Genomic DNA, 23,871 nt, shown 5'->3' on the forward strand with positions numbered 1-23,871 from the left:
AAGCACAGGGTGACCGAGGAGGACTTGTGCGTGACTGCCGGATCGGGTTCGTGGGCGCCGGCGGGGTCGCGGACCGGCACGCCCGCATGTTGAGCGGGTTCCCCGAGGTCAGGGTCGTCGCGGTGACCGACCCCGACGAGCCGCGCAGGGCGGCGTTCGCGCGCACGCACGGCGCGCGACCCGTGGCCGATCTCGCCGCGTTGCTCGACTCCGGTGTGGACGCCGCGTACGTGTGCGTCCCGCCGTTCGGGCACGGGCAGATCGAGGAGGCGGTGGCCGCCGCGGGCCTGCCGATGTTCGTGGAGAAACCGCTCGGCCTCGACCTGACCGTGCCCGAACAGGTCGCCAGGACGGTCGCCGACGCCGGGGTGCCGACCGCGGTCGGGCACCACTGGCGCTACGCCGCCTCCGTGCGCCGCGCCCGTGAACTGCTCGCGGACCGCCCCGTCCGGCTCGTCGTCGGCGCGTGGCTCGACAAGGTGCCGCCCGTGCCGTGGTGGTCGCACCGGGACCGGTCCGGCGGGCAGGCCGTCGAGCAGGCGGTGCACGTGCTGGACCTGGCCCGGTTGCTGGCGGGCGAGGTCACCGAGGTGCACGCCGTGGCCGGTGCACCGGCGAACGGTGGCGACGTCGACGGGGCGACGGCCGCGGCGTTGCGGTTCGCGGACGGGGCGGTCGGCACCCTGGCCGCGACCTGCGTGCTGGGCTGGAAGCAGCGTGCCGGGCTGGAGGTCTTCGCGGACGGTCTCGCGGTCACCGTCACCGAGGACGGCATGGCGGTCCGCACGGGCGTGGACGAGCCGGTGTGGGAGGCGGTCGATCCCGACGACGCCAAGCGCGCCGCGGACCGGGCGTTCGTCGACGCCGTGCTCGGCCGCGGCGACGACGTGCTGGTGCCCTACGCGGAGGCGTTGCGCACCCACCGGCTGGCGTGCGCGCTCGCACGGTCCGTGGTGGACGGCCGCCCGGTGCGCGTGGCGGAGGACCGCGATGGATGAACGCGTTCTGGTCGTCGAGGAACCCGGCCGGGTCTGCGTGGCCACCGAGCGGGCCGAACGTCCCGCCGAGGGCGAGTTCCGGGCCGAGACCGTCTACAGCGGACTGTCCGCGGGTACGGAGCTGAGCTTCCTCAAGGGCACCAACCCTTTCCTCCACGCGACGTGGGACACCGAACTCGGCCTGTTCCGGCCGGGCGGCGTCGGCTACCCGGTCCGCAAGCTCGGCTACATGGAGGTGGCGGTCGTGCGGGAGAGCCGCACGCCCGCGGTCACGGCGGGCACCACGGTGGCGATGACCTACGGTCACCGCTCCGGCTACCGCGCCGACCCCCTCGCCGACCGGGTGGTGCCGCTCCCGGACGACCTCGATCCGCTGCTCGGCATCTACGTCGCCCACATGGGCCCGATCTGCGCGAACGGACTCCTGCACGCGGCCGCCGAACTGCACGGAACCGACGTGCGCGCCCTGGCCGACGGCGTGCTCGGCCGCCGGATCGCGGTCACCGGTGCGGGCGTGGTCGGCGTGCTGACCGCCTTGTTCGCCCGGCACCACGGTGCCGAGGAGGTGGTGCTCGTCGATCCCACGCCCGAGCGGCAGGCCGCCGCGACCGCCCTCGGCTTCGAGGTGCTCGACCCGGGCGACGACCCCGCGACGACGCTGAAGTCCCGGTGGCGGCACGCGGCAGGCGACCGCGGCGCGGACGTCGTGTTCCAGTGCCGGGGCAACGCGGAGAGCCTCGCCATCGCGCTCAGACTGCTCCGGCCGCAGGGCACCGCGATCGACCTCGCGTTCTACGGAGGCGGCGCCGAGGCACTGCGCCTGGGCGAGGAGTTCCACCACAACGGCCTCACGATCCGCTGCGCGCAGATCGGGCGGGTGCCCAGGGGCACCGCCCACCTGTGGGACCGCGAACGGCTCTCCGCGGAGACCATCCAACTGCTGCGCGCCGAAGGGAAGGGCGTGCGCGAACACGTCATCACCGACCTGGTGCCGCTCGACCACGCGCCGGCCCTGCTCGCCGACCTGGCCGACCACCGCAGGCACGTCCTGCAGGCGGTCTTCACCTTCGACGACCGGTAGCCGAACTGTGCCGGTGTGAGCGTTGTCGTGCTCGGTCCTCGGCGGCGTCGAGTGCGGGGGCGAGCGGTGTGAGTGCGGTGCGGAGCAGGTCGGGCAGCGAGCCGGACGGCACGACGAGCCCGCCGGTCGTGAGCGGCGCGGTGCTCGGCTGTAGCCATTGCCGCAGTGCGATGCGAACCGCGGCGGTCACGCTCGCCGCGAGCACATGGGCGACGTACGGCGTGGTGTCGCCGAGGCGTTCGGCGATCGCGTCGGCGAGGGGAAGCTCGATCGCGCCGGTGGTGTCGACGAACGCGTCGCGCAGCGCCGGCCGGGTGGTGATCAGCAGCAGCGCGTCGCGATGGTGCTCTCCCGGGTCGGTGTACTGCTCGACGATCGCGTCGACGACGGCGTCGGCGAGGCCGACGCCGGGCCGGGCCGTCACCGCCGCCGCGACCCGCGCTTCCCGTTCGGCGGTGACGGCGGCGACGATGGCCTGTTCGCGGCTGGAGAAGTAGTTGTTGTAGGTCCTGGGGGAGACTCCGGCCGCCTCGGCGATGTCATCGACGCGCACGTTCTCGGGGCCGTGCCGCAGGGCCAGCCGCAGCGCGGCCTCGCGCAAAGCCTGTCTGGTGGCCTGCTTCTTCTGCTCGCGCAACCCCGTCCGTCGTGTCGTCACCGGTCGAGTATCCCAAGCAACCTGCGACCACGCAAATTTGCGTGCACGCACTTTTCTTCCTAGTCTCGGGGGCGCCACATCGCGACACGAGAGGACCAAACCCATGCGAGCCAAAGGCATCGCCTACGACACCGGCTTTGTCCGGGGCGGCGAGATCTCCCGCGCGACCTTCGATCTCGACCAGGTGAAGCGGGAACTGGCCATCATCCGTGACGACCTGCACTGCAACGCCGTGCACGTCGTCGGCGGCGATCCGGAGCGGCTGGAACTGGCTGCCCGGTGCGCCGCCGAACTCGGACTGGAGGTCTGGTTCTCGCCCTACCCGCTGGACCTGACGACCGCGCAGATGCTGTCGCTGTTCGCCGACTGCGCGGAGCGGGCGGAGCGGGTCCGGCGGGCGGGAGCCGACGTCGTGTTCGTCACCGGCGTCGAACTGAGCCTCATGGACCGGGGATTCCTCCCCGGTGACAACATCACCGAGCGGCTCGATCGACTGTTCAGCCGGCCGGACAGCCTTGGCGAGCGCACCGCCGAGGCGAGCGTCCGCCTCAACGACTTCCTCCGTGCTGCCGTGGCAACGGTCCGCGGGCACTTTCACGGGAAGATCACCTATGCCTGCATCCCGTTCGAGCGGGTCGACTGGACCCTCTTCGACATCATGTCGGTCGAACTCATCCGGTCCGCCGAGGTGGCCGACCGGTTCCAGGAAGGCGTACGCACCCTCGTGGCGCAGGGAAAGCCCGTCGCGATCACCGGCTTCGGCACCGCCACCTGGCGCGGCGCAGGCGACATGGCGCCGCGCAGCATGGAGATCGTCGAGTACGACGAGACCGGCCACCCGGTTCGGCTGAACGGGGAGTACGACCGCGACGAGGCCGGTCAGGCCGCCTACCTGCGCGAGCTGCTGGAGATCTTTGACGCCGAAGGTGTGGACGGCGCATTCGTGTACCTTTTCGCGCTCGCCAACTACCCGCACCGTCCCGACGACCCTCGCCGTGACCTGGACCTGGCCAGCCTCGGCATCGTCAAGGTCCTCGAAGACCGCGGTGGCGACACCTATCCGGGTATGCCGTGGGAACCCAAGGCCGCCTTCGCCGCCATCGCCGACTACTACCGCGACTGATCGCCCGTGCGGTCGGAGCGGCGTTCCATGAGGACGGTGTCGTACCAGGTGCCGTCTCGTTGGGCGATGCGTTCGCGGATGCCGACCGTGCGGTAGCCGGCCTGGTGGTGCAGGGCGACGCTCGCGCGGTTCTCGGTGAAGATCGTGGTCTGGAGGGTCCAGAGCCCGGCCTCGTCGGCGGCGACGACCTGGTGCCGGATCAGGGCCTTGCCGACCCCGGCGCCCCGATGTCCGTCGGCGACGTAGATGGCGCTCTCGGCGACACCGGAGTAGCACTCGCGGCTGGAGAAGGGGGACAGGGCGGTCCAGCCGACGACCTCGCCGTCCCGTTCGGCGACCCAGCGGTGGTCCGGGAGCCATCTGGCGTCCAGTGACGCGCGGGAGGGGACGGTCGTGTCGAAGGTGGCGACGCCGGTGGCGATGCCTTCGCCGTAGATGCGGCGGACCGCGGGCCAGTCGCCGGGTTCGAGCGCGCGGACGGTCACGTCGGCCGGGACGTCCGGCGGGCAGCACGGACGTCGCGTGAGCAGGCCCATGACGGCGTCGGCGGCGTGGGGGAGGCCGACGCAGCAGGCTTCGTTGACGACGACGCGGGTGCTGGTGCCTTCCTTGTGCAGCCTGAGGAAGCCGACGTCGGCGAGTTTGCGGACGTGGTGGGAGCAGGTGGACTGGCTGATGCCGAGCAGCTCGGTGAGCCGGCCGATCGTGAGACCGCCGGGGGTGGTGGCCACGGTGTTCAGGAGGCGGACGCGGGTGGGTTCGGCGAGGCTCGCGAACCATTCGGCGTAGGTCGCGGCTTCCTGTTCCGGGAGCACCGTGGTCGCGGGGACGGTGGCGGTCATGCTCCTGAGTATCGACGCGCGTCGATGAGGCGTCAAACTCCTCGGGTGGCCGACCCGTTGCATTTATCGACTCTCATCGATACTGTCGCCTCAATCAATCGAACACTGTCGATGAATGGAGTCGGTGATGTCGGAGCTGCCCGTGGTGGTGGTCGGTGCCGGTCCGGTGGGTCTCGCGGCCGCCGCCGAGCTGGTCGAGCGTGGTCAGGAGCCGTTGGTGCTGGAGCGGGCGGACCGGGCGGGCGCGGCGGTCGCCGAGTGGCATCACGTGCGGTTGTTCTCCCAGTGGTCGGAGCTGGTGGCACCGGCCGCCGGGCGGCTGCTGGCGGGCGCCGGCCGGCAGCGGCCCGACGGCGCCGCGTACCCGACCGGTGCGGAGTGGGCCGCCGAGTACCTCCGGCCGCTTGCCGACGTGCTCGGTGACCGGGTCCGGTTCGGGGCCGAGGTGGTCGGTGTCGCGCGGCGGGGCCGGGACCGGGTGGTCGACGCGGGCCGGGACAGCGAGCCGCTGACCGTGCACGTCCGGCGCGCCGACGGGAGCGAGGAGCGGATCGCCGCGCGTGCGGTCATCGACGCGTCCGGCACCTGGGGCACCCCCAACCCGCTGGGTGGGGACGGGCTGCCCGCGCTCGGCGAGCGTGCCGCGGCGGACCGGATCTCCTACCGGGTGCCCGACCTCACCGCCGACGCCGTGCGGACGCGGTACGCGGGCAGGCACGTGGTGATCGCGGGCAGCGGGCACTCGGCGCTCACCGCGCTCGTCGCGTTCGCCGACCTCGCCGAGCGGGAGCCCGCGACGCGGGTCACGTGGCTGCTGCGGCGCGGCGCGGTCGGCTCGACGTTCGGCGGCGGGGACCACGACCAGCTACCCGCCCGCGGTGCACTGGGCCTGCGGGCGAAGGCAGCGGTCGACGCCGGGCGGATCGCGGTGGTGACCGGCTTCCGCACCCAGGCCGTCGAGCGGCGCGACGGCTCCCTGACGCTGGTGTCCGATGGCGGGCAGACGGTGTCCGATGTGGACGAGGTGGTGGTGGCGGCCGGGTTCCGGCCGGACCTGTCGTGGCTCTCGGAGCTGCGGTTGGAACTGGACGCGACGCTGCAGGCGCCGGTCGCGCTCGCCCCGTTGGTCGACCCGAACGTGCACTCGTGCGGCACCGTCTACCCGCACGGCGTCAAGGAACTGTCCCACCCGGAGCCGGACGTGTACCTGGCGGGGATGAAGAGCTACGGCCGCGCGCCGACCTTCCTCGCGATGACCGGCTACGAACAGGTCCGCTCCATCGCCGCCGCACTCGCCGGGGACCACGAGGCCGCCGAACGGGTCGAGCTGGTCCTGCCCGAGACGGGCGTGTGCGGTGGCGCCGGCGTCTTCGACGAACCCGCCCAGAGCCAGGGCGGCTGCTGCGGCGCGCCCACCGAGCCGGAGGTGCTCACGCTGTCCGCGCCGCAGAGCCGGTGACAGCCACCGCGGCGACGGAGGAGCGTCGCGCGTCGCACGCGGGGCGGTGGGTGGTGCTCGCCGCCCTGTCCGCGACGCAGATCACCGGCTGGGGCGTGCTCTACTACGCGTTCCCGGTGCTGGCCGGCGACATCACGGCCGCTACAGGCTGGTCGTCCCCGGTCATCACCGCCGCCCTGTCGGTCAGCCAGCTGGTCGCGGCGCTCGTGGGGATCCCGGTCGGCAGGCGGCTCGACCGGCACGGTCCGCGCGGGGTGATGACGGCCGGGTCGTTGCTGGGCGTGCCTGCGGTCGTGGTCGTCGCGACCGCGCAGAACCTGGCGTGGTTCTTCGCGGGCTGGGTGCTGGTGGGGGCCGCGATGGGCGCGGTGCTCTACCCGCCCGCGTTCGCCGCGCTCACCCGCTGGTACGGCCCCGACCCGGTCCGCGCGCTCACGATCCTCACGCTCGCGGGCGGGCTGGCGAGTACCGTGTTCGCGCCACTCACCGCCACCCTCGCCCAGCACGTGGACTGGCGGCGGACCTACCTGGTGCTCGCCGGGATTCTCGCGGTCGTCACGATTCCGGCGCACTGGTTCGGGCTGCGGTTGTCGTGGCCGCCGCGTCCTCCGCCCGAGCTGGGACGGGCCGACACCGATCCACGGCACGTCGCGCGGACCACGCCGTTCGTCATGCTGGCGGTGACGCTGAGCCTGGCCGCGCTCGCCACGTTCGCCGCGATCGTCAACCTCGTGCCGCTGCTCACGGAACGCGGGCTGTCCACCCAGGTGGCGGCGGTCGCGCTCGGGCTCGCCGGTGCCGGGCAGGTCGTCGGGCGTCTCGGTTACGGCAGGATCGTCCGCGAAACCAGCGTGCCGGCGCGGACCGCCGCGATCCTGTTCGCTCTCGCGGGCACGACCGCGTTGCTCGGGGTGCTGAACACCGCGGTCGCCTTGGTGGCCGCCGCGATCGTGGGCGGCATGGCACGGGGGTTGTTCACGCTCGTGCAGGCCACCGCGGTCACCGACCGGTGGGGTCGTCGCCACTACGGCCACCTCACCGGTCTGCTGTCCGCGCCGGTGACCATCACCATGGCACTCGCCCCGTTCGCGGGCGCCGCGCTCGCCGAGTGGTTCGGCAGCTACGCCACCACGTTCCTCATCCTCGGCGCGCTCGCCGCAGTCGCGACCGCACTGTCCTTCCTCACCATCCCAAAAACCCAGTAGAGGCAGTACTTGTCATGATCGACGCCAGCGACGTCATCGTCATCGGCGCCGGGCAGTCCGGCCTGGCCGCCGCACACGCACTCCGCGCAGCAGGCCGTTCTCCGGTCGTCCTCGAAGCCGGTCCCGAGCCCGTCGGGTCCTGGCCCTCCTACTACGACAGCCTGACCCTGTTCTCACCAGCGCGGTACAGCTCCTTGCCCGGGATGCCCTTCCCCGGTGACCCGGACCGCTACCCGCGTCGCGACGAGGTCGTCGACTACCTGCGCCACTACGCCAAGGACCTCGACGCCGACATCCGCACCGGGCACCGCGTCACCTCGGTCCGGCGCCGCGACGGGCGGTTCACCGTCCAGGTAGCGGACGGCGCCGAGCTGACCGCGCCCGTCGTGATCGCCGCGTCCGGCGCGTTCAGCACGCCGCACCGCCCGGCGCTCCCGGGCCTGGACACCTTCACCGGCACGGTCCTGCACTCCGCCGACTACCGCGAACCGGGCCCGTTCGCCGGGCAGCGGGTGATCGTGGTCGGCGCCGCGAACACCGCCGTGCAGGTCGGCTACGAGCTGGCGAAGGTCGCCACCGTCTCCCTCGCCACCCGCAAGCCGGTCAGGTACGCCCCGCAACGCCCACTCGGCCGCGACGTCCACTTCTGGTCCATCGCCCTGGGCTTCGACCACCTGCCCATCGGGCACCTGCTCAGGAACCCACCGCACACCCCGGTCAACGACGACGGCCGCTACCAGCGCGCCGTGGACGCCGGACAACCCGACCAGCGCCCCGTGTTCACCCACGTCGACGGCGACACGGTCGCCTGGCCCGACGGCACCCGCGAACACGTCGACACCATCCTCCTCGCCACCGGCTACCGGCCCGCACTGTCCTACTTGGACCCGGCGGAACGCGGGCACCACAAGGGCATCTCGACCGCCCACCCCGGGCTCGGCTTCGTAGGGCTGGAATGGCAACGCAGCTTCGCCTCCGCGACCCTCCGGGGTGTCGGACGCGACGCCCGCTATGTCGTGCACCGCCTCCTCCGGCGGCTCACCCAGCCGATCACGACAGGCCAGGGGAGGTGAACGCCGGCGAAGGCGCTGTGACCGGGGTCCTACGGTCGAACTGTCACATTTCGGCGCTCCGCGGAGTCTCCATGGCATGCGGACGTATCGGATGCCGACGAGGTCTCGCCGACGCCTGCTGGATCGGCTGAGCCAGCAGACCGCCAGGGCCGGTGACCTTCGCCGGCGGTTCAACCAGGTCCTGCCCACGCACTGGTCGCAGCTGATCGCCGGGATCACGACGGCCAGCCTCGTCGTCATGCTGCTGACGCGCGGCCTTCTGGCGCTGTACTTCGACCCGTCGATGGGCAGCGTCACCTACGACGGCCCGTTCGACAACCTGCGCGGCATCGACATGACGCGCGCCTACGCCAGCGTTCTGCACATCGCCTTCGAGGTGCGTGGTGGGCTGCTGATCCTGCAGATGCACGCGTGGGCGTCGTCGTTGTTCGTCGGCTCGCTGCTGGTGCACCTCGCCGTGATGTTCTTCACCGGCGGGTTCCGGCGACCACACCGTCCTGTGTGGACGGTCACCGTGCTCCTGCTGATCGCGGGGATCTTCACCGCCTTCACGGGTGTGCTGCTGGGCGCTGACATGCTGTCCGACACCAGCCTGCGGATGATCTCCGGGTACATCCTGTCGGCCCCGGTGGTGGGCACCGGGCTGCACTGGATCGTGTTCGGCGGCGAGTTCCCGGGCACCGAGGTCATCCCGCGCGTCTACGCGGTGCACTGGCTGTTGATCGTGAGCCTGGTCGGGCTGCTGGTGCTGCGTGCGGCCCTGCAGCGCCGCGTCGGGCCGCCCCAGTTCCGGGGACACCGGCGGACCGAACGCAACCTCGTCGGTGTCCGGCTGGTGCCCGGTTTCGCGGCCCGGCTGGCGATCGTGGTCATGGCGACGGTGGGCGTGCTCGCCCTCATGGGTGGGTTGTTCCAGATCAACCCGGCGTGGAACTACGGGCCGGGCAACCCGGCGCAGGTGTCCGCGGGCTCGGTGTCACCGTGGTACTTCGGCTGGGTCGACGGCGCGGTGCGGCTGTTCCCGGCGTGGGAGATCCAGCTGGGCGGCTACCTGATACCGCCGCAGTTCTGGCCGGCGATGGTGTTCCTGCCGGTGAGCTTCCTCGCCCTCCTGCTGTATCCCAGGCTCGAGCAACGGTTCAGCCGCGACCGCGCCCCGCACAACCTGCTGCAGCGGCCACGTGACGTGCCGTGGCGAACCGCGCTCGGCGTCGCGGTGCTGGCCGGTTACGGCTGCCTGCAACTCGCCGCCGCCATCGACGTGCTGGCGTTCCGCTTCGATCTCTCGGCCGACACCCTGCTCTGGACCGCCCGCATCGTGCTGCTGGTGCTGCCGCCACTGGCCTACTTCGCGACCTATCGGCTCTGCCTCGGCCTGCAACGGCACGACCACGAGATCCTCCGGCACGGCCTCCCGACCAGCATCGTCAAGCGGCTGCCGCACGGTGGGCTCGTCGAGGTGCACCAGCCGCTCGGCCCGGCCGCGCTCGACTACCGCGGCACCCCGGTGCCGAAGAAGCCGAACAAGATCGGCGCCGCGGGCCGTCCGGTGGCAGGCTCCCTCTTCAGCCCGGATCCCGGGACCGGCGAGGTGCCCTGAGTGGGACATCGTCCCGTCGGCGAGGACCGAATCCCATAAGTGAGGACTATTCACATCCGTTCCGGCGGGGGACTCTGTGGTTGTCCGATCCCCGTTGCTGAGCCGGCAGGTGTTCTGTGATGTCCACTGTGGATTCGAAGACCGGCCGCGGTGCGCCGTGGCTGCTGGGCGTGTGCGGTGCCGCGGTGCTGGCCGCGTTCCTCGTGTGGCTGAGACATGGCGAGACAGACATGTGGCTCGTCGATTTCGACGTGTACCGGTTCGGTGCGAGCAACTTCCTCGCCGGTCACGACCTGTACCTGGAGCTGCGGCCGTTCAGCCAGATGTTCTTCACCTACCCGCCGGTCGCCGCCGTGCTCTTCGCGCCGACGGCGCTCGGCCCGTTCGCCGTCGCCGGGTTGGTCTGGGTCGTCCTCGACGCCGCGTTCCTCGCCGGTTCGGTCTGGCTGGTGCTCGGCGCCGTCGGCGTACGCGACCCGCGGCACCGCGCCGGCCTCACCGCCGCCGTCGTCGTGCTCGCGGTGTTCACGGTCCCGGTCGAGCTCGAGCTCGCGCTCGGGCAGCTCAACGCGATGCTGATGTTCCTCGTGCTGCTGGACCTGGTGAAGGGCGAAGGCAGGCGGTGGCAGGGCGTCGGTATCGGGATCGCCGCCGGCATCAAGCTGATCCCACTGGTCTACGTGGTGTACCTGGCGTGCACGGGTCGGCCGCGTGCCGCGGGGACCGCCCTCGCCGCCTTCGCGGGCATGGTCCTGGTCGGCTTCCTCGCCGTGCCGCGCGACGCGCTGGCGTACTGGTTCGGGCCCGGCCTGTCGCCCAACCGGCCCGGTGTGCCGCAGGCGCCGTTCAACGCCTCGCTGCGCGGCGTGGTCGCCCGGCTGCTCGGCACCGACACGCCGACGAGCCCCGTCTGGCTCGCGGTCGCGGCCGTGGTCGGCCTGCTCGGACTGGCCGCCGCCGTGTCCCTGCACCGCGGAGGTTTCCCCCTGCGTGGCGTGTTCGTGTGCGTGCTGACCACGCTCCTGGTGTCGCCGGTGTCCTGGCTGCCGCACTGGGTGTGGGCGGTGCCGCTGGTCGTCGTGCTCGCCGCCATCGCCTGGCGGCGCCGGTCGGTCTGGTGGCTCGCGCTCACCGCGCTCACCGTCGCCGTGTTCGCGCTGCGCGTGGTCTTCTGGCTCGTCCCCCCGGCGGCCTTCTACCCCATGTCGAACGCGGCGAACCTCGACATGTCCCCGGTCGCCCAGCTCGCCGCCGCCACCTATCCGGTCCTGGCGGTGGTCGTCATCGTCGCGCTGAGCCGAGGCGCGGGCGCCCGGCGGTGACCGAAGCGGGAACGCGAGCAGGAAAACGCTTTCCCCGCCTGGCGAAACCTTGTGCAACTGGGTGCCGTGAGTTACCTTTCATCCGATCACTTCTCTCACTGGAGGATCGGATGCTGCATCGGCGCAGTGTTTTCCCGCAGGTTGGCCCACATTGGTCGGATCTATCCTGGCGTACATCACCAGTGGTCGGGCCACAACCGTTCGGGAGGTAGTTCATGCGAGGAAGAACTCGTGTCGCGGCCGTGTCGCTGGCGGCCCTGGCGGCGCTCGCGGGCAGTGCGCTCACCGTGCCCGCCGCGGCGGCGCCGACGTCCACTCCGGACTACGAGCCGACGGTCGAGTCGCTCAACAGCCACCCGACGCCGGAGTGGTTCGACGACGGCAAGTTCGGCATCTTCATCCACTGGGGCCCCTACTCGGTGCCCGCGTGGGGACCGCGCGGGAGCTATGCCGAGTGGTACTGGAACTACATGAACAACACCGGGTCGCCGACCAACAGCCACCACCGCGACACCTACGGCACGCAGACGCCCTATGACAGCTTCATCCACCAGTGGAAGGCGGAGAAGTTCGATCCGGCCGACTGGGTCCGGCTGTTCAACGACGCGGGCGCGAAGTACTTCGTACTGACCTCCAAGCACCACGACGGCGCCGCGCTGTTCGACAGCGACGTGTCCGGCCGGGACACCGTCGACCTCGGCCCTCGGCGCGACCTCGCCGGAGACCTGTTCGCCGCCGCCCGCCGCGACGGCAGGCTCAAGGCCGGCTTCTACTACTCGCTCTACGAGTGGTACAACCCGAGCTACACCGGTGGCCCGGCCCGCAACCCGTACACCGGTGAGGAGGTGCCCTACACGGGCGCGCCCGCCGTGGACGACTACGTGGGCGCCTACATGGTCCCGCAGATGCGTGAGCTGGTCGACCGCTACGACCCGGACATCCTGTGGTGCGACGGACAATGGGAGAAGCCGGCCGCGTACTGGCGGACCGCACCGGTGATCGCCGACTTCTACAACGGCGCGAAGAACCGCGACAACCCGAAGGAGGTCGCGGTCGCCAACCGCTGCAAGATCCAGACCGGTGCGCTGGACAGCACCGAGCTGGACTTCCAGACCCCGGAGTACACCGTCAAGCCGGACATCGACCCGGACAAGTGGGAGTCCAGCCGCGGCATCGCGCACTCCTACGGCTACAACGCCAACGAACCCGAGTCGGACTACCTGACGTCCGACCAGCTCGTCGACTCGCTGGTGGACATCGTCAGCAAGAACGGCAACCTGCTGCTGAACATCGGCCCGAAGGCCGACGGCACGATCCCGGAGCTGCAACGGCAGCGGCTGCTGGACGTCGGCGAGTGGCTGCGGATCAACGGCGAGGCGATCTACGGCACGACCTACTTCAACCACGCCGCGGAGCCGGACGGTCCGGACGACGTCCGGTACACCGTCAAGGACGGCGCGGTGTACGCCACCGCGCTGTCGTGGCCGGGCGCCGAGCTGACACTGGGCACGGACCTGCCGGTCGACAGCGACACGGAGATCACCCTGCTCGGGTCCGACGGCCGGGAACTGGCCTGGCACAAGGACTCCGCCGGCCGTGTGGTGGTCGAGACCCCAGGCCAGGACGCGACCGCGAGCAAGCACGCGTACGTGTTCAGGATCAGCACGCCGGGCGTGCGCACCATCCTGCGCACCCGTGCCGAGGTGCCCGCCGAGCTGGCGCCGGGCACCGAGGCCGACGGCACGCTCACCGTCACCAACACGGGCCGGTCCTTCTCGCCCGCGAGCGATGTGACCATCGCCGCGCCGCAGGGGTGGACCGTGTCACCGCGGTCGACCTCCGTGGCGCCGATGGCGGGTGGCGCCGAGAAGCCGGTGCCGCTGCGGATCACCGTGCCGCGCGGCGCGGAACCGGGGACCTACGAGCTGGCCGTGTCCGTCCGGACCGGACGGATGACGACGACGACCGTCGTGCCGGTCGAGGTGAACCTGCCCAACCTCGCGCTGGGCAGGCCGGCGACGCAACAGTCGACGGCATGGTCGGCGCCCGCGTCCCGCGCGGTGGACGGCAACACCGACGGCAGGTTCGGTGCGGGTTCGGTCACCCACACCGCGGAGCCGTCCCAGCAGGCGTGGTGGCAGGTGGACCTCGGCGCGGTCACCGGTGTGTCGAGCGTGGAGGTGTGGAACCGAACCGACTGCTGCGCCGACCGGTTGTCCGACTTCTGGGTGCTTGCCTCGGACGACCCGATCACCGCCGACTCGCTGGCCGAGGCCCGCGCCACACCCGGTGTCACCGCGGTGCACGTGCCGGGTCAGGCCGGCACGCCGTCGGTCGTGCGGCTGCCGGACGGCACCACCGCCCGGCACGTCAGGGTGCAGCTGGCGTCGCCGACCAACCCGTTGTCGCTGGCCGAGGTGGAAGTCCGCGGCACGGCCGGTGGTGCGTGAGGTGACCGGCGGGCAGTTCGCCGTCGGTCATCCTTCGCGGAGTTGGTCGCGCAGCTCCCGCAGGGCCTCCAGAGTGGCGTGCGCGGTCTCCTCCGACGCTGATCCGGTGAGTTCGTCCACGACCTTCGCGGCCACGTCCCGCACCTTGGTGTTGGTGTCCTGCGACAGGGCGGTCAGGAGGTCGAACGCCTCCGCCTCGTCGAGTTCGAAGTCCTGCATGAGCATGCCCTTGGCCTGCTCGATCACGGGCTGGCTGACGATCTACCGCTCGCGTTGGTGGAGCTGTTCGCGCAGCAGCGTCGCCTCGTCGACGCCTTCGACAGCGGCGATGGCGGCATCGAGCGACCCGTGCACGGCGGTGGTCTCCGACAGACCGGCGAGCCGCAGCGAGCGCAGCACGGACCCGGTCGCGACGAGGTGGAGCGACAAGCTCGTGTTGCCGGCTCGGATCGCGTCGACCCCGGCGGCCGCCAGGCTGTCGACCGTGCTGAGGTCGAGCACCAGTGCCATGGCTCCCGGCGGAGGGTCGAAGGTCAGCAGCGCGTCGTGAACGTCGACCGCGGACGCAGCCGTGATGTCACCGTGGACCTGGAGGATCTGCACAGCGCCGTGCCGAGACCAGGAGAGCCTCGGCATGTCCCCCGAACCGGCCTCGTCGCCGGTCGATGGTTCGCGCGTGCGCACGCGGTCAGCATGGCACCGCCGGACGCGGTTCGCCAGCGCTCCGCGGGGCGCGTGCGCGTCGTGCACCATCCCGGCGCGCGAGCCGGTGAGGCGTCGGCGATGCTGTGGGCGTGGAGTACGTGTCCAGAGCGCCGCGACCGCCGCTGGACGGGCTGATCGACGACCTCTACTACCTGGAGGGAGCGCCGCCGTACGCCCGGCTGACGCTGCCGCCTGCCCCGTCGGCGCTGCTCATCGTCAACCTCGGGGCGCCCTTCCGCATCCGCGCCGGCACCGACGTCGAGACGGCCGAGTACGCCGACGGCTGCGTGGTCACCATGCGCACCCGCGCGTTCGAGTTCGGCTATCCGCTCCCGACCCGGTCCGTCGGCGTGCACGTCAAGCCGTGGGGGCTGGCGCCGTTCCTGCCGATGCCCGCGGCCGAGCTGCGGGACCGGCCGGTGACGCTGGAGCAGGCGTGGGGCAGGCCCGCCGTTGCTGAGCTGCGGGACCGGCTCGCCACGGCGGACGGACCGCACGAGATGCTGACGCTGCTCGAGGCGGAGCTGGTGCGACGGCTGCGCGAGACCGCGGGCCTGGGCCTGGTCCGCCACACGAGCAGCGTCATCGCGGCGACCAGCGGGGCCGTGGCGATCGGCGACCTGAGCGTGGCGGCCGGTGTCAGCAGCACTCATCTGGCACAGCGGTTCAAGGAACTCGTCGGCGTCACGCCGAAGCGGCTGGCCCGCACCTACCGCTTCACCGCCACCGTGTTCGCGATCGACCCCGCGGGCCCGGTCGACTGGGGCGACCTCGCCGGAGCCGCGGGCTACTTCGACCAGGCCCACTTCGGCCACGAGTTCCGGGCGTTCACCGGGCTCACGCCGACCCGGTACGTCGAAGTCCGGCGCCGGTTCCTGCGCGAACATCCCGGCCACACACTGGACGGCTGGCCCCTGCCCGCCGATTGATTTCCTACAAGAGCGACAGCTCACGACACGTTAGCTTCGGGGCAACCCGAAGCAGAGGAGAGTCCCGTGGGCAAGGTGGTCATGTACAGCTCGGTGTCGGTGGACGGCTTCATCGCCGACGACAACGACCAGCCCGGGCCGCTGTTCGACTGGCTGTTGAGCGGTGACGTCCCGTTGGACGAGAGCGGCACGCTGAAGGTGTCGCGGACGTCCTACGACTACACCCGGCCGTACTGGGACCAGATCGGTGCGACGATCGCCGGCCGCCACGTCTTCGACATGACGGACGGCTGGGACGGGCAGCCTCCGGGCGGGGTCGACCACGTGGTCGTCGTGACACACCGGCCGCCGCCCGAGGGCTGGGACGCCAAGACGTCGTTCCACTTCGTCGACGGCGTCGAGGCAGCCGTCGCCAAGGCGCGGGAGCTCGCGGGTGACCGCGTGGTCGAGGTCGCCGCAGGCGACGTCGGTGGCCAGGCACTCGCCGCGGGCCTGGTCGACGAGGTTCGCATGGACGTCGTGCCCGTCGTGTTCGGGTCCGGCAAGCGCTTCTTCGGGTCGGTCGACGCGCAGCACCTGTTGGCGGATCCTGACGTGGTGATTCAGGGCGAACGGGTGCTTCACCTGCGCTACCGGGTGACCTCCTAGCGATCGAAGTCGCCGTGCCGGCCCGCGCCCTGAGCGAACCGGGTGGCGCCGGTGACGCTGTCGGCCGCCACGGAGACGACGCCGTGTGCGTACTCGACGTCGAGCGCGTCGGACTCGCCGAGACCCTCCTGCTCCAGCATCGAGAGGCGGTCATGGCGCATGCAGGTCTGCGGGAACGCCGCGATCTCGCGGGCGAGCTCCTGGGCCGCGGGCAGCGCCTGGCCCGCGGGGACGACCCGGTTGGCCAGGCCGATTCGCTGGGCCTCCGCGGCGCCGACCGGTCGTCCCGTGAGGATCAGGTCCATGGCGTGGCCTGCTCCGACGAGCCGGGGCAGGCGGACCGTGCCGCCGTCGATGAGGGGGACGCCCCAGCGGCGGCAGAAGACCCCGAGCACGGCGTTCTCCTCGACGACCCGGAGGTCGGCCCAGATCGCCAGCTCCAGCCCGCCCGCGACGGCGTGACCGGCGATCGCGGCGATCACGGGCTTGCCGAGCCGCATCCTGGTCGGCCCCATCGGGCCGTCCCCGTGCGGTTCGAACCGGTTGACGTCACCACTCGCGAGCGCCTTGAGGTCGGCGCCCGCGCAGAAGGTGCCGCCCTCGCCGTGGAGCACCGCCACGGAGGCGTCCTGGTCGGCGTCGAAGGCGCGGAAGGCGTCGGCGAGCGCCTGGGCTGTCGCGCGGTCGACCGCGTTGCGCACCTGCGGCCGGTTGATCCCGATCGTGGTGACCGGCCCGTCCCGCCGGACGGTGACCAGCTCGGGTGCACCCGGCTCCGTTCCCGCCGTCATGCCGGGAGCGCCCGGTCGATGATCGCCGCCAGGTCGAGGCCGGTCGGCAGGGTGCCGAACGCGCCGCCCCAGTCGCGGCCGAGCCGGCTGGCGCAGAACGCGTCGGCGGCGGCGGCGGGCGCGTGGCGCAGCAACTGGCCGCCCTGGAAGACGAGAGCCATCCGCTCCGCGATCCGTCGGGCCCTCAGCTGGATGTCGTCGAAGCCGGTGAACTCCTTCCTGAGCCGGTCGAGGGCGTCGTCGTACCGCGCGTCGACGCCGGCGGCCCGCTCGGCCTCGGCGAAGAACGCGTCGAGGGTGTGCGGCTCCTTCGCCATCGCCCGCAGCGCGTCGAGGGCGGCGACGTTGCCCGAGCCCTCCCAGATCGACAACAGCGGCATCTCGCGGTAGATCCGCGCGATGTCGAAGTCCTCGACGTAGCCGTTACCGCCGAGGCACTCGAGCGCCTCGTTGACCATGAACGGCGCCCGCTTGCACACGTAGTACTTCGTGACCGCCAGCGCGATCCGGCGCAGCGCCGCCTCGGCATCGTCGCCGCGGACCGCGCGGTCGTTGGCACCGGCCAGCCGCAGCATCGCCGCGGTCGCGGCCTCGGACTCGACCTGGAGGTCGGCCAGCACGTTGCGCATCGCGGGCTGGTCGACGAGCAGGTCGCCGAACGCTGATCGGTGCCGGGCGTGGTGTGCCGCCGCGGTGAGCGTGGCCCGCATGCCCGCGGCGGAGCCGATCACGCAGTCGAGGCGGGTCATGTTGACCATCTCGATGATGGTGCGCACGCCGCGGCCCTCCTCCCCGACCAGCCAGCCGACGGCGGCGTCGTACTCGATCTCCGAGGAGGCGTTGGACCGGTTGCCGAGCTTGTCCTTGAGACGCATGAAGCGCATCGCGTTGCGTTCACCGCCGGGCAGCACGCGGGGGACCAGGAAGCAGGTGACGCCCGCGCCCGTCCGCGCCAGCGTCAGGAACAGGTCCGACATCGGCGCCGAGGTGAACCACTTGTGGCCGCGCAGCACGTAGGTGCCGTCGGCCCGCGGAGTCGCGGTCGTGGTGTTCGCGCGGACGTCGGAGCCGCCCTGCTTCTCGGTCATCGACATGCCGGCGATGAGGCCCCGCTTGGTCTCCGGGTCGCGCAGGCCGAAGTCGTACTCGCGGTTGGTCAGCAGCGGCTCGAACTTCTCGGCCAGCTCGGCGTTCGCGCGCAGGGCGGGTACGACGGCGTACGTCATCGAGATCGGGCAGCCGTGGCCGGCGTCGACCTGCCAGGAGTAGAACTTCGCGGCGCGGGCGACGTGCGCGCCCGGCCGGTCGTCGGCCCACGGGGCGCCGTGCAGCCCGTGGCCGACGGCGGTCCGCATGAGCTGGTGGTACGCCGGCACGTACTCGACCTCGTCGACGCGGCGGCCGTAACGGTCGTGCGTGTGCAGCCGTGGCGGCACGCGCTCGGCGAGCCGGCCCCACTCCTGGGCCTCGGCGGTGCCGGCCAGCCGGCCGAGCTCGTCGATCCCGGGCAACGCCCAGCCGGCGCCCTCGCGCTCGACCCCTTCCCGCAGCGCCGGGTCGGCGGCGGTGTTGTGGCCCACCAGCGGCGGGACCTGGTTGACGACCTCGTGCGTGCTCGGCATCGTGCTCATCCCTTGTCTGTCGGCTGGTTGGTGACGTTGCTCGTGGCGGGTCCGCCGTCGTCGTACGGCGCCGCGTCGCGCTCACGGACGGCCGCGCGGAAGCCGACCGTGGCGGCGCGTTGCTGGAAGGCGTGGCCCTCGCGGGTGTGGCGGGAGATGCCGTCGAAGACGGTGCTGATCATCTGGCTGTTCTGCACGCCCTGGGCGAGGAGCGCGGAGTTGAGGGCGAGTTTGACCATCATCAGCTGGTTGAGCGGCATCGCGGCGATCCGTTGCACGAGCTGCTCGGTGCGGGCGTCGAGCTCCTCCGGCTCGGGCGCCTCGACCGCGAGGCCCCACTCCGCTGCCTCGCGGCCCGAGAGCGTGTCGCCGGTGAACAGGAGCCGCTTGGCTCGCTGGTCGCCGAGGCGGTGCGCCCACAGCCCCGCACTCGGGACGCCCCAGGCCCTGGTCGGGGGATAGCCGATCTTGGCGTCCGCGGCGATCACGATCTGGTCGCAGTGCAGCGCGATGTCGGTACCGCCCGCGACGCAGAAGCCGTGGATCTTCGCGACCGTGGGCTTGTCGGCGTGCAGCAGACTGGCGAACCCGCGCGTGAAGCGGCTCATCATCGCGTAGTCGACCATCGGGTCCCAGGTGCCCGCCGGGTCGTGGTTGTGCATCTGCACGGTCGGGTCGAGGACGGTGCCGGCACGCGGCGTGGACCCCGCCATCCGCCCGTCCATCAGGTGCTCCGCCGACGCCGCGAGGTCGTAGCCGCCGCAGAACCCCTTGCCGCGGCCACTCAGCACGATCACGTGCACGCGCGGGTCGAGGTCGGCCCGCTCGACGGCGTCGGCCAGCTCGACCGGCGTGTCCGGGGTGATCGAGTTCCCCTGCGCCGGCCGGTTGAACGTCAGTCGTGCGACACGGCCGTCGACCTCGTAGGTCAGCGTCCGGTAGGCGGGGACGTCGTCGGCGACGGGCCCGGCGTCGCGGTACGGCGAGTCGGGACCCTCGTGCGCGGCGCGGCGCCAGGGGGCGGCTTCAGTCATGCCGGCGACGTTACAATTTCGATGACAGTTGTGTCGAGATATGTAGCGTGAGAAGGTGTCGGCGTGCCGGTTGACCTCGCCCCGCTGCCCGCGCGGTCGGTCGTGCTCAGCCTCCTGCTCGGCGCGCACCCGGATCGGCTGAGCTCGGCCGACCTGGTCCACGCGGGCGAGCACTTCGGCATCCCGGCCGCCACCACGCGGGTGGCGCTGACCAGGGCGGTCGCCGCCGGCGACCTTCGCCGCGACGACGGCGACTACGTCCTCGGGGAGCGTCTCGCCGCCCGCCGGCGCCGCCAGGAGGAGGCCGTCCTCGACGCCGAGACCCCGTGGGACGGCACCTGGGAGATGGCGGTGGTCGTCGTCGGCGGACGACCCGGGGCGCAGCGCGCCGCGCTGCGGGAGCGGCTGTCGTCGCACCGGCTCGCGGAGCTGCGTGAGGGCGTGTGGACCCGGCCGTCCAACCTGAGCCGGCCGCGGGCCTACGCCGACGACGCCGTGCTGAGCACCTTCACGGCCACGCCCGACGAGGATCCGGCCACCCTGGCCGCCGGGCTGTGGGATCTGCGGACCTGGGCGGCCCACGGGGTCCTGCTCCTCGACGCGCTCGCCTCGACCCGCGAGCCGGCACCCCGGCTCGCCGTCGCGGCGCACGTCGTCCGCCACCTCGCGGGCGACCCGCTCCTGCCGGCCGCCCTGCTCCCCGGCGACTGGCCCGCCGCGGCGATGCGCACGGCGTACGCCGGCTACCAGGCCGAGCTTCGCTCGCTCGCCGTGGCCAGACGCCGAGGGGAGCCGCGGACAGACGGACAGGTGGCGCACCGCGTGCCGGTCACCACGCCACCGGCAGTGTGACGAGCCCACCGGTGAGAGTGCCGGTCCTGAACACCAGATCGGACACCGGCGTCGCGAGCCGCATCGCCGGGAACCGCGTGGCGAGCCGGCCGAACACCGAGTGCAGTTCGATGCGGGCGAGCGGGGCGCCGACGCAGTACCGGGGGCCGTGCCCGAACGTGAGGTGTGCGGCGGTTGATCGGTGGATGTCGAAGCGGTCCGGGTCCGGGAACACGGTGGCGTCGTGGTTGGCGGCACCGGTGTCCAGCAGCACCAGTTCGCCGGCGCGCACCACCGTTCCGGCGATCTCCAGGTCGGTCCGGGCGTAGCGCGGGATGCCGCCTCCGCTCCGGGCGGGTGCTCGCAGGACCTCCTCGACGGCGCCGGCCAGCAGCGCCGGATCGCGCGCCAGCGCCCGCCACTGCTCGGGATCGGCCAGCAGGTGCAGTGCGCCGAGCCCGATCTGGACGACGGTCGTCTCGTGCCCGGCGAACAGCAACGCCATGCCCAGTCCGGCGGCCTCCTCGTCGGACACACCTGGTGTCGTCGCCAGCCGGGTGATCACGTCGTCGCCGGGATGGGCCCGTTTGCGTGCGACGAGTTCGGTGCCGTAGCCGAACAGTGCCGCGAGCCCGTGCTCGGACCGGCCGCGGTCCTCGGTGTCGGCCGCGTCCCGCGCCCAGGCCCGGAACCGGTCGCGATCCTCGTACGGGACGCCGAGCAGCTCGCAGATCACCAGGACCGGCAACGGTTCCGCGACCGCCTCGACCAGGTCGGCGGGCGAGCCGCTGTCGGCCAGCCGGTCGAGCAGCCCGGTGGTCAGCTCGTCCACGCGCGGCGCCAGCGCGCGCATGAGCTTCGGGGTGAAGTGCGGTTGCAGCAGTCCGCGCATCCGGGCGTGGTCGGCCTGCTCGGTGGCGAAGTTTCCCAGCGGGCCACCGAACAGGGCTGACTCGCCGGTCCGGGCGGCCTTCTCCGGTTCGGGGTGCGCACGCCCCAGCCGGTCGTCGGTCAGCAGCATGCGGACCTCGGCGTGACCGATGACCCGCCAGCCTTCGTCACCGACCGATGTGCGGATCCGGTGGATCGGCCCTTGTACGGCGCGCAGCGCGGCCATGACGCCTCCCTCTTGTATACGTCTGTGTAAACAACGCTACATGTACACTCTCGTGTTAACAACGGAGGTGGAGGATGGCCGAACCGGTTCGCCGGATGCCGCGGGCGCAGCGGCGGGAACAGATCCTCGACGCGGCAGTCCGCGCGTTCGTCCACACCGGGTTCGCGGCGACGAACCTCGACGACGTGGCCGCCGAAGCCGGGATCACCCGGGTGCTGCTCTACCGGCACTTCGACACCAAGGCCGACCTCTACCGCGCCGCGCTGGACCGCGCCTGTGCCCGCCTCGCCGAAGCGGTCGGCACCGACAACTTCACCGAGAACAGCATCAGCGCGCTCGTCCACGCGGCGGCCGCCGACCCCGACGGCTTCCGCCTGCTGTTCCGCCACGCCAACCGCGAACCCGAGTTCCGCGACGTCACCGACCGGTTCACCGCCACCTCGGCCGAGGTGGCCCACCGCAACCTCACGGCCGCCGTGCCCGACGGACCGTGGACGCGGTGGGCCGCCCGGCTCCTGCCCACCTTCACCACCGAGGCCGTCATCGCCTGGCTCGACGCCGGCAAACCCGAACCGGACCAGGCCGCCGACCGCATCGGCGACGCGGTGCACGGGATCATCGCGGCGGCCACCCGCCCCTGATCCGCGGGCGAGCGGAGCGACCCCGCTCGTGTCAAAGGATGTTCGGCAAGGCGCGTCGATTCGGGTGCGGTCCGTTCGTAGTGGGGTGAGGATGCGGGGAACGAGCCCGCCCCTGTCACGAGGAGAAGGTCGCCATGGCCCGTTACATGTTGTCGGTGCACAGTCGCGAGGGTGCGGTTCGCGAACCGGTGAACGAGGAGGCGATGCTGCGGTCCCACGCACAACTCGGCGAGATCGAGCGGGACATGGCCGCGACCGGCGCGTGGGTGTTCTCCGGGCGCCTGCACGAGCCGGACACCGCCACCGTCGTGCGCGCGTCCGGAGGCGAGGTGCTGACGACCGACGGCCCGTTCGCCGAGTCCAAGGACCACCTCGGCGGCTTCTACGTCATCGAGGCGCCCGACCTCGACTCCGCGCTCGGCTGGGCGGCCAAGGTCACCGCCTGCATCGGCGTGCCGATCGAGGTCCGCCCCTTCGCGGGCTTCGCCGACAAACCCCAGGCGCCGTGACCGACGAGCGTCCCGACGAGTCGGTGATCGGCCGGATCTTCCGCGCGGAGTCCGGCCGGTCACTGGCCGCCGTGATCGGCTTCTGCGGCGACATCGACGTTGCCGAGGACGCCGTGCAGGACGCGTTCGCCCTCGCGCTGCGGAAGTGGCCTGCCGACGGTCTGCCCCCGAACCCCGGTGGCTGGATCACCACCACGGCCCGCAACCGCGCCATCGACCGGCTCCGCCGCGAAGCACGCGGACGGGAGCTGGCCACCGACGCCGCCCGGCTCCCGGCCCTCGACGTCCCCAAGGAGGTGGACACCGTGCCGGACGACCGGCTTCGTCTCATGTTCACCTGTTGCCACCCCGCCCTGGCGACCGAGACCCAGGTGGCCCTCACCCTGCGGCTGCTCGGCGGCCTGTCCACCCACGAGGTCGCCAGAGCGTTCCTGGTGGCCGAGCCGGCGATGGCGGCACGCGTGGTCCGCGCCAAACGCAAGATCAAGGCCGCCCGCATCCCCTACCGGGTGCCCGAGGCCCAGGAGCTGCCCGGCCGGCTGCGACCGGTACTTGCCGTCGTCTACCTCGTCTACAACGCCGGACTCGCCAACCCCGGCCTGTGCGCCGAGGCGATCCGGCTGGCGCGCATGCTCGCCGAACTCATGCCCGACGAACCGGAGGTGACCGGCCTGCTCGCCCTCGTCCTGCTGATCGAGGCCCGTCGCGCCGCCCGCACCGGCGCCGACGGCTCGTTCGTGCCGCTGGGGGAACAGGACCGCGGCCGGTGGGACCGCGAACTCATCGCGGAAGGACAGGCGCTGGTACGGCAATGCCTGCGCCGCGACCAACCCGGCCCCTACCAGGTCCAGGCCGCGATCCATGCCGTGCACGCCGACGCCACGGCCGCCGAGCACACCGACTGGCCACAGATCCTCGCGCTCTACGACCGCCTGCTCGCGCTCACCCCCACTCCCGTCGTGGCGCTCAACCGCGCCATCGCGGTCAGCGAGGTCCACGGCCCCGCCGCCGCCCTCGAACTCGTGGACGAGCTGGATCTCGACCACTACTACGCCTTCCACGCCACGCGGGCCGACCTCCTCGACCGACTCGGCCGGCACGACGACGCCGCCCGCGCCTACCGGCATGCCGCCGCCCTGGCGCCGACCGACGCTGAACGCGACTTCCTCCGACGCGGTGGCAGAAGTGGCCGCCGTGGCGATCCGTTCTGTTAGTCGCTAATATGTTAGTGGC

General features: G+C 72.0%; 23 protein-coding genes. 15 read left to right on the forward strand and 8 right to left on the reverse strand.

The genetic code is table 11. From position 1 onward, the window contains the following. The first annotated feature begins 26 nt into the window (after positions 1-26). Positions 27-998, forward strand: coding sequence for a Gfo/Idh/MocA family protein (locus ACIBVP_RS36330; RefSeq protein ID WP_396111004.1), 972 nt, complete (start codon positions 27-29; stop codon positions 996-998). Next, positions 991-2,079: a zinc-binding alcohol dehydrogenase gene (locus ACIBVP_RS36335; RefSeq protein WP_396111005.1), complete on the forward strand. Its 1,089-nt coding sequence runs from the start codon at positions 991-993 to the stop codon at positions 2,077-2,079. The genes ACIBVP_RS36330 and ACIBVP_RS36335 overlap by 8 nt, the downstream gene beginning before the upstream one ends. Here ACIBVP_RS36335 and ACIBVP_RS36340 read toward each other — a convergent pair. Beyond that, a complete protein-coding gene (locus tag ACIBVP_RS36340; RefSeq protein WP_396111006.1) occupies positions 2,060-2,737 on the reverse strand; it encodes a TetR/AcrR family transcriptional regulator in 678 nt (225 codons plus the stop codon). The two genes, ACIBVP_RS36335 and ACIBVP_RS36340, sit on opposite strands and share 20 nt — an antisense overlap. Before the next feature lie 103 nt (positions 2,738-2,840). Between ACIBVP_RS36340 and ACIBVP_RS36345 the strand changes: the two genes are divergently transcribed. Then, the gene (locus tag ACIBVP_RS36345; protein WP_396111007.1) at positions 2,841-3,860 is read left to right on the forward strand and encodes a hypothetical protein; all 1,020 of its coding nucleotides are present in this window, start codon (positions 2,841-2,843) and stop codon (positions 3,858-3,860) included. Here ACIBVP_RS36345 and ACIBVP_RS36350 read toward each other — a convergent pair. Then, on the reverse strand, positions 3,848-4,702 hold the full coding sequence (locus ACIBVP_RS36350) for a helix-turn-helix domain-containing GNAT family N-acetyltransferase (protein ID WP_396111008.1): 855 nt from the start codon (positions 4,700-4,702) through the stop codon (positions 3,848-3,850). The two genes, ACIBVP_RS36345 and ACIBVP_RS36350, sit on opposite strands and share 13 nt — an antisense overlap. Before the next feature lie 127 nt (positions 4,703-4,829). On the opposite strand from ACIBVP_RS36350, the gene ACIBVP_RS36355 reads away from it, so the two are divergent. The 6 genes from ACIBVP_RS36355 (at position 4,830) to ACIBVP_RS36380 (ending at position 13,811) form a co-directional block, all read left to right on the forward strand. Then, on the forward strand, positions 4,830-6,161 hold the full coding sequence (locus ACIBVP_RS36355; RefSeq protein WP_396111124.1) for an NAD(P)-binding domain-containing protein: 1,332 nt from the start codon (positions 4,830-4,832) through the stop codon (positions 6,159-6,161). Next, positions 6,158-7,366 (forward strand): MFS transporter, encoded by a 1,209-nt coding sequence (locus tag ACIBVP_RS36360; protein WP_396111009.1) that lies wholly within the window; start codon positions 6,158-6,160, stop codon positions 7,364-7,366. Before ACIBVP_RS36355 ends, ACIBVP_RS36360 begins: the two co-directional genes overlap by 4 nt. Positions 7,367-7,380: 14 nt before the next feature. Beyond that, the gene (locus tag ACIBVP_RS36365) at positions 7,381-8,439 is read left to right on the forward strand and encodes a flavin-containing monooxygenase (RefSeq protein ID WP_396111010.1); all 1,059 of its coding nucleotides are present in this window, start codon (positions 7,381-7,383) and stop codon (positions 8,437-8,439) included. Positions 8,440-8,515: 76 nt separating this feature from the next. Further along, positions 8,516-10,039 carry a cytochrome bc complex cytochrome b subunit gene (locus ACIBVP_RS36370; RefSeq protein WP_396111011.1) on the forward strand — a complete coding sequence of 508 codons (1,524 nt, stop codon included), beginning with the start codon at positions 8,516-8,518 and terminating at the stop codon, positions 10,037-10,039. Between the two features lie 119 nt (positions 10,040-10,158). Beyond that, entirely contained in the window at positions 10,159-11,361 is a 1,203-nt protein-coding gene (locus ACIBVP_RS36375) for a glycosyltransferase 87 family protein (RefSeq protein WP_396111012.1), read from the forward strand. Positions 11,362-11,576: 215 nt separating this feature from the next. After that, positions 11,577-13,811: an alpha-L-fucosidase gene (locus ACIBVP_RS36380; protein WP_396111013.1), complete on the forward strand. Its 2,235-nt coding sequence runs from the start codon at positions 11,577-11,579 to the stop codon at positions 13,809-13,811. A gap of 27 nt (positions 13,812-13,838) precedes the next feature. Here ACIBVP_RS36380 and ACIBVP_RS36385 read toward each other — a convergent pair whose 3' ends face one another. After that, positions 13,839-14,057 carry an ANTAR domain-containing protein gene (locus ACIBVP_RS36385; RefSeq protein ID WP_396111014.1) on the reverse strand — a complete coding sequence of 73 codons (219 nt, stop codon included), beginning with the start codon at positions 14,055-14,057 and terminating at the stop codon, positions 13,839-13,841. Between the two features lie 15 nt (positions 14,058-14,072). Then, positions 14,073-14,495 carry a hypothetical protein gene (locus ACIBVP_RS36390; RefSeq protein WP_396111015.1) on the reverse strand — a complete coding sequence of 141 codons (423 nt, stop codon included), beginning with the start codon at positions 14,493-14,495 and terminating at the stop codon, positions 14,073-14,075. A 110-nt stretch (positions 14,496-14,605) separates the two neighbouring features. On the opposite strand from ACIBVP_RS36390, the gene ACIBVP_RS36395 reads away from it, so the two are divergent. Together ACIBVP_RS36395 and ACIBVP_RS36400 are read left to right on the forward strand one after the other, a co-directional pair. Beyond that, a complete protein-coding gene (locus ACIBVP_RS36395; protein ID WP_396111016.1) occupies positions 14,606-15,445 on the forward strand; it encodes a helix-turn-helix domain-containing protein in 840 nt (279 codons plus the stop codon). A gap of 66 nt (positions 15,446-15,511) precedes the next feature. Continuing rightward, on the forward strand, positions 15,512-16,093 hold the full coding sequence (locus ACIBVP_RS36400; RefSeq protein WP_396111017.1) for a dihydrofolate reductase family protein: 582 nt from the start codon (positions 15,512-15,514) through the stop codon (positions 16,091-16,093). Here ACIBVP_RS36400 and ACIBVP_RS36405 read toward each other — a convergent pair. Genes ACIBVP_RS36405 through ACIBVP_RS36415 form a run of 3 tightly spaced genes read right to left on the reverse strand, consistent with a single transcriptional unit; the run spans position 16,090 to position 19,540 of the window. Continuing rightward, positions 16,090-16,884: a crotonase/enoyl-CoA hydratase family protein gene (locus ACIBVP_RS36405; RefSeq protein ID WP_396111018.1), complete on the reverse strand. Its 795-nt coding sequence runs from the start codon at positions 16,882-16,884 to the stop codon at positions 16,090-16,092. The genes ACIBVP_RS36400 and ACIBVP_RS36405 overlap by 4 nt on opposite strands. Beyond that, a complete protein-coding gene (locus ACIBVP_RS36410) occupies positions 16,881-18,506 on the reverse strand; it encodes an acyl-CoA dehydrogenase family protein (protein WP_396111019.1) in 1,626 nt (541 codons plus the stop codon). Before ACIBVP_RS36410 ends, ACIBVP_RS36405 begins: the two co-directional genes overlap by 4 nt. A 5-nt stretch (positions 18,507-18,511) precedes the next feature. Continuing rightward, the gene (locus ACIBVP_RS36415) at positions 18,512-19,540 is read right to left on the reverse strand and encodes a crotonase/enoyl-CoA hydratase family protein (protein ID WP_396111020.1); all 1,029 of its coding nucleotides are present in this window, start codon (positions 19,538-19,540) and stop codon (positions 18,512-18,514) included. A 63-nt stretch (positions 19,541-19,603) separates the two neighbouring features. On the opposite strand from ACIBVP_RS36415, the gene ACIBVP_RS36420 reads away from it, so the two are divergent. After that, a complete protein-coding gene (locus tag ACIBVP_RS36420) occupies positions 19,604-20,392 on the forward strand; it encodes a PaaX family transcriptional regulator C-terminal domain-containing protein (RefSeq protein ID WP_396111021.1) in 789 nt (262 codons plus the stop codon). Here ACIBVP_RS36420 and ACIBVP_RS36425 read toward each other — a convergent pair. Next, positions 20,370-21,488, reverse strand: coding sequence for a cytochrome P450 (locus ACIBVP_RS36425; RefSeq protein ID WP_396111022.1), 1,119 nt, complete (start codon positions 21,486-21,488; stop codon positions 20,370-20,372). The genes ACIBVP_RS36420 and ACIBVP_RS36425 overlap by 23 nt on opposite strands. 74 nt (positions 21,489-21,562) lie before the next feature. Between ACIBVP_RS36425 and ACIBVP_RS36430 the strand changes: the two genes are divergently transcribed. The 3 genes from ACIBVP_RS36430 to ACIBVP_RS36440 all read left to right on the forward strand — a co-directional run bounded on the left by ACIBVP_RS36430 (position 21,563) and on the right by ACIBVP_RS36440 (position 23,852). After that, a complete protein-coding gene (locus ACIBVP_RS36430; protein WP_396111023.1) occupies positions 21,563-22,129 on the forward strand; it encodes a TetR/AcrR family transcriptional regulator in 567 nt (188 codons plus the stop codon). A gap of 134 nt (positions 22,130-22,263) precedes the next feature. After that, on the forward strand, positions 22,264-22,638 hold the full coding sequence (locus ACIBVP_RS36435) for a YciI family protein (RefSeq protein ID WP_396111024.1): 375 nt from the start codon (positions 22,264-22,266) through the stop codon (positions 22,636-22,638). Next, complete coding sequence (locus tag ACIBVP_RS36440) at positions 22,635-23,852, forward strand: RNA polymerase sigma factor (RefSeq protein ID WP_396111025.1); 1,218 nt, start codon at positions 22,635-22,637, stop codon at positions 23,850-23,852. Before ACIBVP_RS36435 ends, ACIBVP_RS36440 begins: the two co-directional genes overlap by 4 nt. Positions 23,853-23,871: the final 19 nt, after the last annotated feature.

The organism is Actinophytocola sp. NPDC049390 (genome assembly GCF_044466355.1).
GTDB lineage: Bacteria > Actinomycetota > Actinomycetes > Mycobacteriales > Pseudonocardiaceae > Actinophytocola.